At 28.6% G+C, this 10,952-nt stretch carries 16 protein-coding genes; 6 read left to right on the forward strand and 10 right to left on the reverse strand.

Features of this window, described 5'->3' with window-relative positions:
* Positions 1-3 precede the first annotated feature (3 nt).
* Complete coding sequence (locus tag CAAU_RS05010) at positions 4-366, reverse strand: UPF0236 family transposase-like protein (protein WP_008908340.1); 363 nt, start codon at positions 364-366, stop codon at positions 4-6.
* A gap of 133 nt (positions 367-499) precedes the next feature.
* Here CAAU_RS05010 and CAAU_RS05015 point away from each other — a divergent pair, with 133 nt between their 5' ends.
* Complete coding sequence (locus CAAU_RS05015; RefSeq protein WP_008908341.1) at positions 500-1,234, forward strand: arginase family protein; 735 nt, start codon at positions 500-502, stop codon at positions 1,232-1,234.
* A gap of 26 nt (positions 1,235-1,260) precedes the next feature.
* Here the strand turns inward: CAAU_RS05015 and CAAU_RS05020 are convergent, their stop codons facing one another.
* From CAAU_RS05020 to CAAU_RS05035, 4 genes are all read right to left on the reverse strand, one after another.
* Complete coding sequence (locus CAAU_RS05020; protein ID WP_008908342.1) at positions 1,261-2,244, reverse strand: LCP family protein; 984 nt, start codon at positions 2,242-2,244, stop codon at positions 1,261-1,263.
* Complete coding sequence (locus CAAU_RS14815; RefSeq protein WP_008908343.1) at positions 2,238-2,423, reverse strand: hypothetical protein; 186 nt, start codon at positions 2,421-2,423, stop codon at positions 2,238-2,240. Before CAAU_RS14815 ends, CAAU_RS05020 begins: the two co-directional genes overlap by 7 nt.
* Before the next feature lie 93 nt (positions 2,424-2,516).
* Positions 2,517-4,049: an alpha-amylase family glycosyl hydrolase gene (locus tag CAAU_RS05030; RefSeq protein ID WP_008908344.1), complete on the reverse strand. Its 1,533-nt coding sequence runs from the start codon at positions 4,047-4,049 to the stop codon at positions 2,517-2,519.
* 1 nt (position 4,050) lies between these two features.
* Entirely contained in the window at positions 4,051-4,542 is a 492-nt protein-coding gene (locus tag CAAU_RS05035; protein ID WP_008908345.1) for a DUF6106 family protein, read from the reverse strand.
* 79 nt (positions 4,543-4,621) lie between these two features.
* Here CAAU_RS05035 and CAAU_RS05040 point away from each other — a divergent pair, with 79 nt between their 5' ends.
* A complete protein-coding gene (locus tag CAAU_RS05040) occupies positions 4,622-5,149 on the forward strand; it encodes a class IV adenylate cyclase (protein ID WP_008908346.1) in 528 nt (175 codons plus the stop codon).
* On the opposite strand, the gene CAAU_RS05045 is transcribed toward CAAU_RS05040, so the two are convergent.
* From CAAU_RS05045 to CAAU_RS05055, 3 genes are all read right to left on the reverse strand, one after another.
* Positions 5,141-6,052 (reverse strand): AEC family transporter, encoded by a 912-nt coding sequence (locus CAAU_RS05045; protein ID WP_008908347.1) that lies wholly within the window; start codon positions 6,050-6,052, stop codon positions 5,141-5,143. The genes CAAU_RS05040 and CAAU_RS05045 overlap by 9 nt on opposite strands.
* 81 nt (positions 6,053-6,133) lie before the next feature.
* Positions 6,134-6,340 carry a heavy-metal-associated domain-containing protein gene (locus CAAU_RS05050; protein WP_008908348.1) on the reverse strand — a complete coding sequence of 69 codons (207 nt, stop codon included), beginning with the start codon at positions 6,338-6,340 and terminating at the stop codon, positions 6,134-6,136.
* A gap of 37 nt (positions 6,341-6,377) precedes the next feature.
* Positions 6,378-7,052, reverse strand: a complete 675-nt coding sequence (locus CAAU_RS05055) for a metallophosphoesterase (RefSeq protein WP_008908349.1) — start codon at positions 7,050-7,052, stop codon at positions 6,378-6,380.
* Positions 7,053-7,113: 61 nt separating this feature from the next.
* Here CAAU_RS05055 and CAAU_RS05060 point away from each other — a divergent pair, with 61 nt between their 5' ends.
* From CAAU_RS05060 to CAAU_RS05070, 3 genes are read left to right on the forward strand one after another with little or no spacing between them, the layout of a single operon-like run.
* Entirely contained in the window at positions 7,114-8,268 is a 1,155-nt protein-coding gene (locus CAAU_RS05060) for a hypothetical protein (RefSeq protein WP_008908350.1), read from the forward strand.
* A complete protein-coding gene (locus CAAU_RS05065) occupies positions 8,265-8,525 on the forward strand; it encodes an EscU/YscU/HrcU family type III secretion system export apparatus switch protein (protein ID WP_008908351.1) in 261 nt (86 codons plus the stop codon). Before CAAU_RS05060 ends, CAAU_RS05065 begins: the two co-directional genes overlap by 4 nt.
* Before the next feature lie 4 nt (positions 8,526-8,529).
* Positions 8,530-9,312, forward strand: a complete 783-nt coding sequence (locus tag CAAU_RS05070) for a DUF2225 domain-containing protein (protein ID WP_008908352.1) — start codon at positions 8,530-8,532, stop codon at positions 9,310-9,312.
* On the opposite strand, the gene CAAU_RS05075 is transcribed toward CAAU_RS05070, so the two are convergent.
* The gene (locus CAAU_RS05075; RefSeq protein WP_008908353.1) at positions 9,309-9,806 is read right to left on the reverse strand and encodes a thioredoxin family protein; all 498 of its coding nucleotides are present in this window, start codon (positions 9,804-9,806) and stop codon (positions 9,309-9,311) included. The two genes, CAAU_RS05070 and CAAU_RS05075, sit on opposite strands and share 4 nt — an antisense overlap.
* A 146-nt stretch (positions 9,807-9,952) precedes the next feature.
* On the opposite strand from CAAU_RS05075, the gene CAAU_RS05080 reads away from it, so the two are divergent.
* Positions 9,953-10,549, forward strand: coding sequence for an RMD1 family protein (locus CAAU_RS05080; RefSeq protein WP_008908354.1), 597 nt, complete (start codon positions 9,953-9,955; stop codon positions 10,547-10,549).
* A gap of 33 nt (positions 10,550-10,582) precedes the next feature.
* Here the strand turns inward: CAAU_RS05080 and CAAU_RS14230 are convergent.
* Positions 10,583-10,952, reverse strand: a 370-nt coding sequence (locus CAAU_RS14230; RefSeq protein ID WP_192811182.1) for a UPF0236 family transposase-like protein, incomplete at its 5' end; no start/stop codon positions are given.

A 10,952-nucleotide genomic window follows, 5' to 3' on the forward strand; every position in this document is an offset into this window, starting at 1 on the left:
TTCTCATTGTTTCCTTATACCTATAACATCATCAAGTAAATATCTATATTCTCCGCTCTTTCTTGATTTGTAGTATGTTCTTGAATATTCTATTCCTCCTAGGAGCGTAATAATACTTTTCTTGTCTTTTCTTTCAACTATCCATTCCTTTTTTCTCTTATCATCTTCTTTAATCGCTTTATCTAATTCTTCTAAAAAGTCTTTTATTATATTCCTTCCAAGTTCATCAGTCGATTCTTTAACTACCTCAACAAGTTTTGTAAAATCCCATTCTTTTGACAGCATTTCTTCTACATTTTTTATTAATTTAGTAGTGAAATTTATTAAATGTTGTTGTATAATATCATGTTGTATAATATTATTCAAAAGAGACACCCCCTTATTGATTTGTGTTTTTTCCACTTTTTATTTTACCACAGGGGTTGTCTCTTTTAAATTTTTTGTCCTTTTTCGTCCTACAATAATTTTACACTATGAAATCTTCATTGGAGGTGTTCTGATGGGGAGATTAAATGGCGTAAATATCATTAACTTTGATAACACCTTAATTTATGAAAGCGAGTTAATTGCAAAGGCAGGGAAGGTGTTGGACTTTACAAATATATCCGGACTAAAATTAATTTCATCCCTCGATAAGTTACAAAAATTGAGTAAAAAATTGATTCCCACCATGGGAAGCATAAATTTCATTGGTTCTGGAGATTATCACCATATTACCTACTCTATCATATCAAATATTCCATATGAATTTTCCCTTATAGTTTTTGATAACCATTGTGATTGCAATGATATGCCTAATGGAACTATAAGCTGCGGTTCGTGGATAACTCAAGCATCTAAATTACCAAATATCTGCAAAATTCTTGTTTTAGGAGTATCAAAGTTTAACGCAAAAAACTTGAATGAGAAAATTACTTTTCTTGAATACAATGAAAATTTTCTCAAAAAAACTTTATCATTACTTAAAAGTTTTTCAATTTCAAAAGTATATATAAGCATAGATAAGGATGTATTAGACCCTAAATACGCTGTTACGAATTGGGACCAGGGTAAAATGAAATTAAGTGAACTTTTATATATTTTAAATTTTATTAAAGAAAAATATACCATTATAGGAATTGATGTTTCTGGCGAAAGCAAGCCTTCCAATCCTTTATCCTTAATTCTACCAAGGGAAATTAAATTAAATCAAGAATCAAACTTGAAAATACTAAACTCTATAATTATGAATTAATATAGGGCACCTTTTGGTGCCCTATATTATTCTGAAGGAACAATAACTTCAGAATTGTTATTAACATTATTATTGCTACCAGGATTTATAATGCTTTCTTCAAGTTCTGTTTCATCTTCATTAATCGTGGGTGTTAAATCTTCCTTAGGAATTACTATTTTTATAACATTTCTAACCTTTCCCCTGTTATCTATCGGCTTGTCATTGAAATGAAAGTTATTAGCCATATATGAAGGCAAATTTGAAAATGCTATTCCTTGTGATGATAAAAACTTTTCTAAATAAACAACATTCTTTTCTAAATCCGGAACAAGAACAGCCATTCCTTTTACCCTCATATTTTCAAACATTCCATCAGCGGGAATCCTTATTGTTTCTACAGGTGTATTACCAAATCTATATACAGTATATGCAAGGTTCATAAGCTTTCCAGTAGGAATATTCGTTTTTATATAATTTAATACCGTTGAAGCAAGATCCGGAATTTTAAATATACTTACATTCCTTGCTTTGTTAATCAAAATAGTTAAAACCCTTCTTTGTCTTTCCGTTCTTTCAAAATCTCCATTACCAACCTTTCTTATTCTACTATAGGATAGTGCCTGCTGTCCGTTTAGTTTTTGATACCCAGGTCCACTTAATAATGTTGCCTTTGAACCATTTACTTCTTTAATATACTTATTAATTTCCTTGACTTCATAATCCTTAACTTCAACATCTATACCGCCTAATTTATCAACTAAATCTTGAAAGGCCCTAAAATCGATGGACACATAATACTTAACATCAATATTAAAATCCTGCTGAAGGGTTTTCATTAAAAGTTCAGGCCCACCTAACGAATATGCAGCATTAATTCTGTTAAGTCCATGCCCCGGAATTGGGACATACATATCCCTCATAAAAGAAACAAGCTTTATTGTCTTTGCTTCGGTATTGATATTTGCTAAGATGATTGAGTCTGTTCTTCCGATATCATTTTCACTACGTTTGTCCAAGCCAACTAACAATATATTAAAAATACCCTTCTCTTCATTATAATTAAGATTGGCACCTTGTCCATCGTTATGCTTAAAAAAATCTTTAGGAGATGGAACATAAATTTTTTGTTTATATAATAAAATGATCCTAATGCAATACCTGCCATCACCGTTACAGCAATTAAAACAACAGCAAGAATTTTTTTCAACTTTACCACCTCAAAATTTTATAGATGCTGCATACTATTATCCCATAAAAAAGAAATATTACAATTTATAACTAAAATTATTAACAAAAAATTTTATTTTATTATTACAGTAGAATATGGTTTTAAATTTATTTTTATTTTGTTATCTTCTATTCGAACAATTCCATCCCCTTTAAGCGTCTCACCTTTTAATTTATCATTTTGATCCAATTTCAATTCAGTATTTACTAAATTGCCCGTTAAATTATGGACTATAAATAACTTATCATTATTTATTGCTCTATAATAAGCCAATATCTCAGGTTGAGTTTCTATGATGGTTATGTCTCCCTTTGAAAGAATGTCATTACCTAATCTGAATTTAATCATGTCTCTATAAAAGTTTAACAATGACTTAGGGTCATTATCCTGTTCTTCCACCGATGGTGCATAATCTCCAACATTATATTCTGAATCTATCCATTTAGTTTGACCAGGGACATATTCTTTCCCCCATTTAAAGGGTTCCCTTATATATTCATCAGGTTTTTCGCCCTTCATCCCTATCTCTTCCCCGTAATAAATAAATGGGTTACCAGGCATAGTCAATAATATGCTTGCTGCAAGCTTCATTTTATTTACATCATCGATCTTACTCATTACTCTATCCATATCATGGTTAGTCAAGAAAGGTGCATCCACGTAATCCTTATAGGAGTTTTTATATTCATCATATATAAAAGGCAAATTATATTGTAATTTTGATGAATCTCCTTTTATAACTGCATCAATAATTCCTTCCGCAAGTTTAAAATTAAAGCAAGAATCTAAATATTTAAGATATGGTGCAATAGCCCTTTCACTACTCCAAACTTCACCGACTAAATATACATCTTTTTTTATACTCCTGCAGTAATCTCCAAATTCCTTCCACCAATTTAATGTATCCTGAACCCTATTAGGTGGATATATATGCATTGCTGCATCTAATCTAAAGCCATCTACACCCTTGTCAAGCCAATATTTGGCTATTTTCTTTATCTCTTTTCTGACTTTTTTATTATCAAAGTTTAAATCCGGCATCTCAGACCAAAAAATAGCATTGTAAAATCCGCTTCCTTTATTATACCACTGTTTTGTTCCAAGAGCCGAAGGTTCGTTCAATTTTGTATCCTGTGTGGCCCAAATGTAATAGTCCCTGTATTTGCTCTTTGGTGAGGAATCTGCATTTAAAAACCAAGGGTGTTTACTGCTGGTATGATTTACAACAAGATCTAATATAACTTTTATACCGAGTTCATGTGCTTTATTAATAAAATTTTCAAAGTCTTCATTTGTCCCATATTCAGGATTTATATTATAATAATCAGAAACATCATAACCATGATAGCTTGGGGATTTAAAAACAGGCATAAGCCAAATACCATTAACTCCAAGTGATTTAATATATGGCAATTTTTGTGTAAGTCCCTTTAAATCCCCTATCCCATCACCATCGCTATCATAAAAAGCCCTAACAAAAACTTCATAAAAAACCATTCCGTCTTGTTTTGTTCTTTCTACACTCTTTTTTGAACAGGATGAAAAATTAAATAATAAAACTATAATGAAAAATATTATCGATATTTTACCCCTAATCCCCTTCATTTTACCATCTTCTCCTCACATTATACAGATTAATTAGCCTTAACATCTCTTCATCGGGTGCTATATAAACAGCCCTCTTTCCACTAGCAAGAAATACATATATTTCCGATTTACAGTCAAAAGGAATACAAAATATTTTTTTATAATCATCCGAAACTTTTATTTCATCAGCCCTGCCAAAAGCATCAAAATTTTTTACATCTTCATCTATTAATGTTTTGCGTTTTGATTTATTATAGATTGTGTCTATTTGAAGGTTACCATTAGTAAAAATATATTCGTATTCTTTATACTGTCTGTTTCTAAATATTCTAAAAGCAAATCCCAATATTAATACTATTGCAGCTGCAATAAAATAAAGCATGCTAAACAAAAGAGCAGCTAAAAGAAAATAAAAAACTGCAAAAATAAAGGAGCAATACATTAAAAAATTCAAAAACTTGTAAACAGCACTTTTTGATGTCGTTATTAATTGTTCATAAAATTTGTCCATAAAATTCCCCCTTTTAGTTGTCTTATGCAATATTTTACAATATAATCAAAATAAATTCAAAATGAAAAGGAGAGAAAATATGAAAGAAATAGAAGTAAAAGTTATTGATATCGATGTCAAACAAATAAAAGAGCTACTAATAAACCTTAATGCAAAAAAAATTAAAGAAGAATTTCAAGAAAATTATTTTTTTGATCTGCCCATCCAAAATGATGGATATATAAGAATAAGAAAAACAAAAAATCTAATTGATAATACTGAAAAAATAATTTTAACTTCCAAATTAATCATTTCAAAGAATTTAACAAGGCAAACAATTGAGAAGGATGTTGTAATTAATTCAGTAGAAGCCGGCATAAACTTTTTAAAAAGCATAGGCATTAATTTTTTGAAAAAAGCAACTAAGCACCGTGAAAGCTTTTTATTTAATAACTGCATTATAGATTTTGACACATGGAATAAAGAAGAATTCCCCTTTCCGTATATTGAAATTGAGTCGGAGGATGAAAGCTTCATTTTAGAAACAATAAAATTGCTTAAAATAGATCCATCTAATGTCACCTCAAAAACCCTCAATGAAATCAAAAAAGAAAAGGGATTAATTTAGCATCAACATAACTAAAGGAATAGTTAATGTTGATAAAATTGTAGTTAAAAAAACGCATCTTGATGCTAAATTGGTATCAGCTTGATATTTTTCCGCAAACAAAGCAGTATTAGCTGCTGCAGGCATAGCCATTATTAAAACAGGAATTCCTAATAAAAAACTTGAATAATTCAAAAGTTTTAATAAAGTTAATGTAATTAAGGGGACAACTATTAGTCGTAAAAATGTAATATAATAAAGCTTTTTATCATTAAAAAGCTTTTTGAATTCAACCTCTGCTAACATAGAACCAATAATTATCATCGATAATGGTGTTGTCGTTGAACCTACCATTTCTAAAGTTTTTTGAATTGCAAATGGTAGTTTAATTGAAAATATAAACAAAATTAGCCCTATTATTACTGAAATCATTCCTGGATTCAAAAAGGCCTTTTTAAAGTTTTGTTTTTCACCTTTGGAATTAAAGAGCATAACTCCTATTGTCCAAATAAATATATTGAAATTGATATTAAATATTGCAGCATAAAATATACCTATCTTCCCAAAAACGCTTTCAACGACTGGATACCCCATAAATCCACAATTAGAAAATATTATGGCAAACCTTAAAACGCTTTTTTCATTTTCATCGTATTTATAAAAAATATATTTGCTTATCAAGACCAAAGATAAATGTAAAACTAAAGATATCATATATAATTTTGCTGCATTTAATAGCATTTCCTTTGAAAATTCATAATTAAAGGAGGATACTATCATAAAAGGCAATGTAATATTTAATATAAGCTCCGTAATGCCTTTATTTAAACTCTTTTCTATTATCCCTTTTCTTCTTGCTACATAGCCCACAATCATAATAAAAAATAACACCAAAACCTGATTAAAAATTCTGCTAATATCCATAATGTCCCCCCTAACAACCTTATATCTAAATTATATCAGCTTTAGCAGCAAAAAAATATCCCCCAATTGGGGATATTTTGCCTACTTTATTTCAAAGCCATTTTTGGTGATAACATACTTTATTTTTTCATCTATCACCTGGTTTTCATCATAAAAGACATTAACTGTTCCACTTTGAAAATCCACATTTACGTCCTCAATACCTCTTATACCTTCAATAATACTTGCAACCTTCTTAGCAGACATCTCATCATGCATAGAAGGAATCCTTAAGTTTAATTCTTTCATCGCTGATCCCTCCTATAATTATTTTGTCCACATTTTTTTAAAATATCCTAATTGGATCAAAATTAATTATGTCTGCAGATGCACAAATATATTCTATTCCATCAACAAATCCATTAACACAAATGTGGCGTGCATCATAATGAATATGACCGTAAATGACTTTCTCTACCTTATATTCTTTTAAGACATCTATAAACTCCTGTGCAACACTTATTTTAGTTATTGGAGGATAATGCATAATAACTATTTTATTGTTATAACCTTTTGCACTTTCTAATGACAGTCTTAACCTTATAAGTTCTCTATTGTAAACCTTTTGATTTTTTTCGTCATCTTCATTTATGTTTATCCAGCCACGAGTTCCACATATAGCATAATCTTCGTAAGAATAAAAATTATTTTGTAAAAAAAACATATCTTCATATAAAGAATTAAGCTTAGAAATAGAACTCCACCAATAGTCATGATTTCCCTTTAGCAAAACCTTTTTACCATTTAAATTATGAATGAATTCTAAGTCTAATAATGCCTCTTCGAATTTCATGGCCCATGATATATCACCAGGAATAAGGACAACATCATCTTCCATAACTTTTGAATTCCAATTATTTAAAATTTTTAAATGGTGATTTTCCCATACTTCCCCAAAAATATCCATTGGCTTATTTGATGAAAAAGATAAATGTAAGTCCGATAATGCGAATAACGCCATATCTTCACATCCCATCTTTATTTTTTTATTATTTTTCCGATAACATATAAAGGTGATAAACATGAAAATAATTAACATTAACAGCCTTAACTATAAAACTTCGATTGAAAAAATTCAAATTGGAAAAACCTTATACGCAAAAATATTAACTAAAGATAACGGCATAGGATATTTGCAGCTACCTAACGGTCAAACTTTACAGGCAATTATACGAAACATGTCAAATATAGAATCTAACAAGTTTATAAAATTTTATATTGAAAATATTGAAGATAACGTTCTTTTATTACGACCTTATAATGTTATTGAATCAAATAAAAATGATTATTTAGATATTCTAAACAAGCTTAATATCCCAAAAGAAATAGGCAAAGAAATAATCGAAACTTTAGTTAAATTTAATATTCCTGCAAATGATTTTTATATTTCATTAATTTATCAGTATATTAATTTTTTTAAATCTCTAAAAAAATTAGATAATGATAAAATTCTTTCCCTTATAAAAAAGTTTACCACAGAAAATATAACACATGCAGAGGAAACATACAAGAACATTAGCAATGTTTTGGATAAATTAAGGGAAGTAAACATAAATCATCTATGTTTTCTTATAGAAAATGATTTGGATATTAGTATCGACAATGTATTTAATATTCTAGCTTTTATTGATGATATTGATTTAAACGAAGTAATCAATTCATCCGAAGAAAAATCAAAAAACAAAACCGTTGATTTTAGTTCTTTTATAAGTAAAATTAATTTGGAAAGCTCAAGCAATTGTTTAGAACAACTAAAAAGTTTAGTTGCTCTAAAAGAATTACTTGAAAAAATATGTTTAAATTATGACATTTACTACTTCAATTTCTATGATAATGATAATGTGTTAAAAAATTTACTAATTCAAAAAAAAGATAAATTTAAAAACAACATAGATAATAATGACTCCAAATTTTATTTGAGAATTTCCTCTGAAAAATTTGGGGATATAAATATATTTATAATCAATAATCTTCAAAATCTGTCAATAAAATTTTTTGTTAATAAAGAATATAAAGATATTTTTATAAATAACATTGATGATTTAGTAAATAAACTAAAGATTAAGGGGCATAAAAATACTATTATTAAAATAACTGAAAATAACAAACGAATATCAATAGTTGATTTAAATAATTTTTTTATTGATAATATAGTTGAATTGGATGTGAAGGTATGAAAAAGAAAGCAATAGCTCTAAAATACGAAAAAACATATAAAGCTCCTGAAATTGTTGCTCAAGGTTCTGGCTTTATAGCTGAAAAAATATTAGAATTAGCAAAAAAATCAAATGTCCCAGTAGTTGAAGATGAAAATTTAGCCGATGAATTATCAAAACTACCTTTAAATAAGCCTATCCCAGTTGAATTATATGAGGCTGTTGCTGAAATAATAGCATTTGTTTATAACCTTGAAAAAAAGCATACGAAAGGATGATATTATGCAGGAAATATTTTCTGGTCTTGAGGAATTTGGCTTTAATAATCTTAATGAAATAAAACTTTATGATGATGAAAAAAAAGATGAAAGTCAAATAAAAAAATCTGAAGAAATAAATGAAGAAAATTTCCTTTATGACAAAACCTATTCATGTCCAGTTTGTAATCGTTCCTTTAAAGCAAGAGCTGTAAAAATAGGAAAAATAAGATTAATAGGTAAAGATACGGATTTAATGCCCCTTTATGAAAATATAAATCCTCTCTTTTATGATGTAGTAATTTGTCCTTATTGTGGTTATGGTGCAATGATAAGTTATTTCGATAAAATTAGAAGCTATCAGATAGAACTCATTTTAAAAAATATTACCCCAAAATTTAAACCTAAAGCTTATCCTAATGTTTATGATGTTGATATTGCTATAGAAAGATATAAATATTCATTACTAAATTGTGCTGTAAAAAATTCAAAAAGCAGCGAAAAGGCATATAATTGTCTTAAATTAGCCTGGATGTATAGATTAAAAAAAGATTCTGAAAATGAATTAAGATTTCTTGAATTTGCATTAATTGGTTTTAAGGAAGCCTTTGAAAAGGAAAGCTTTCCAATTTGCAATTTGGATCAGCATACTCTAATGTATTTAATAGGAGAAATTGCAAGAAGACTAGGCAAAAATGATGAGGCATTATTATGGTTTGGAAAAGTTATTGTTTCAAGAAGCGTAAAACCACGCATAAAAGACATGGCAAGGGAGCAAAAGGAACTAATAAAGCAAGGCCAGCTTTAGCTGGCCAAATCCTTTAACAGCTCTATTATCTCCTTTTCAATAAGCTTTACATATTTCCCCTCTCGAAACTTTAGTATATACTGCTTTTTTTCATCATCCTTTAAATCTGTAAGTTTTTCTTTAAATTCCTTAGGAAATTCAATATAAAAACTTCTTGGTTGGAAATCCTTGTCAAATAATAGAATAGTAGGAATTCTTGCCTCTCCTACCATATCCAAAAGCATTTTTTCATTGCCATTTCTTTTAAATAAATAGCCATTGATTTTTTTATTTATTTCCATTATCCTTTTTAATATAGGCAATGTTACTAAACAGTCGGGGCAATAACCTTCAGAAAAAACAATTAAGTTTACAGTTTCTTGTATTTTTTCAATAAAAGTAATATTATCTTCATCTAAAAAAATGTTATTATAAAAGTTAAAATATACGTTTTTCTGTTCCTCTGTCAAATCGTTTAAATATTCTTCAAAGCTTAATGCTTTAGTTAAATCCATACTACTCCCCCTTTCTAGCCTATAACAAAATCATAACACAGAATTGTCCATCTTTCCATAGCCTAGCTGTAATTATTAAGCTTTGAAAGTATTTATTTTACCATTTAAGGAAAAATAAATATGAGATATCCAAAGGAGTGAAAAGAATGGCAAGTTATGATTTTATATCATATACTATCGGCAACGAAATAAATCTTAATGAAATCGCCGGTCACTTCGGTATAAATAAAAAATTCAAATGGGAAGAACCTTTAATTCTAAGGGAAAGAAATCTTAAAGGTATATTAGCAAAACCCGATGATAAGCTCGTTTTTATATTTTCTTTTGGTAGCATTGTTTGTGTCAATATGGCCTTTCATGAGACACAAGATGTCATTAATTATCTAAAAAAAATAGACAAAAATCTAAGGAATAATCCTCCTTCCATGATTAAAGAGGACTTTAAATTGATCGTTAATCCCAATGCTAAATTCGAAGTTACCTACAACTCTATAATCATCAACAGAATCCAAGACTATCACTTTAATATAATAGCAACTATTTTAGCAAAATCCGTTGCTCTAGAAAAGATAGAAGAAGACATTGATATTCTTCTTGATAAAATTGAAGACATCGTGAATTTCTTAGAAAAGGGGAAATTGAATATAAGCGATGAAAACTTAGCAAAAATGTCAAGTAAAATTTTAAGATTGATAGTGTCAAGATATTGTAGGTTAATTTTTATAGACAACCCCTTAAATTAGCTAGTTTCAAGGCGTTTGTTAAATTTAAAAAACTTAAATTATATTTTCATATTTTATTGATTTTAATATCCTGTAAATTGGCGTTACTTTCCCTATGTTCAATATCGTTATATTATTCATAACTTCACGTGAAGATTTATTTATCTTTCTTATCGCTTCTTTTATTTTCTTCTTACTTACCTTGAAGGCTTTTTCATCTTCCTTAAACACACTTATTTCCCTTAAATTTCCTCCATTCTTGCTAAATACCCTTAGCTTTGCCATTATCTTTAATCCTTCCTTGCTCCATCCTAATGGCCTGCTGCTTAATCTCGCCGATAATACATGGCTTACATGCCCTTCTGCGCTGCATCCTATTACATCATCGTCATCTTTATATATTTCTATCCCTTCCCAGTTGTTT

The sequence above is a fragment of the Caloramator australicus RC3 genome (assembly GCF_000297115.1).
Classification (GTDB): Bacteria; Bacillota; Clostridia; order Clostridiales; family Caloramatoraceae; genus Caloramator; species Caloramator australicus.

Excerpts from the sequence above, each read along its gene's own strand:
- CAAU_RS05070 (WP_008908352.1), top strand. The coding sequence starts at position 8,530 with ATGCAGGAAATATTTTCTGGTCTTGAGGAATTTGGCTTTAATAATCTT.
- CAAU_RS05080 (WP_008908354.1), top strand. The coding sequence starts at position 9,953 with ATGGCAAGTTATGATTTTATATCATATACTATCGGCAACGAAATAAAT.
- CAAU_RS05030 (WP_008908344.1), bottom strand. The coding sequence starts at position 4,049 with ATGAAGGGGATTAGGGGTAAAATATCGATAATATTTTTCATTATAGTT.
- CAAU_RS05035 (WP_008908345.1), bottom strand. The coding sequence starts at position 4,542 with ATGGACAAATTTTATGAACAATTAATAACGACATCAAAAAGTGCTGTT.
- CAAU_RS05060 (WP_008908350.1), top strand. The coding sequence starts at position 7,114 with ATGAAAATAATTAACATTAACAGCCTTAACTATAAAACTTCGATTGAA.
- CAAU_RS05055 (WP_008908349.1), bottom strand. The coding sequence starts at position 7,052 with ATGGCGTTATTCGCATTATCGGACTTACATTTATCTTTTTCATCAAAT.
- CAAU_RS05065 (WP_008908351.1), top strand. The coding sequence starts at position 8,265 with ATGAAAAAGAAAGCAATAGCTCTAAAATACGAAAAAACATATAAAGCT.
- CAAU_RS05075 (WP_008908353.1), bottom strand. The coding sequence starts at position 9,806 with ATGGATTTAACTAAAGCATTAAGCTTTGAAGAATATTTAAACGATTTG.
- CAAU_RS05050 (WP_008908348.1), bottom strand. The coding sequence starts at position 6,340 with ATGAAAGAATTAAACTTAAGGATTCCTTCTATGCATGATGAGATGTCT.
- CAAU_RS05045 (WP_008908347.1), bottom strand. The coding sequence starts at position 6,052 with ATGGATATTAGCAGAATTTTTAATCAGGTTTTGGTGTTATTTTTTATT.
- CAAU_RS05040 (WP_008908346.1), top strand. The coding sequence starts at position 4,622 with ATGAAAGAAATAGAAGTAAAAGTTATTGATATCGATGTCAAACAAATA.
- CAAU_RS05015 (WP_008908341.1), top strand. The coding sequence starts at position 500 with ATGGGGAGATTAAATGGCGTAAATATCATTAACTTTGATAACACCTTA.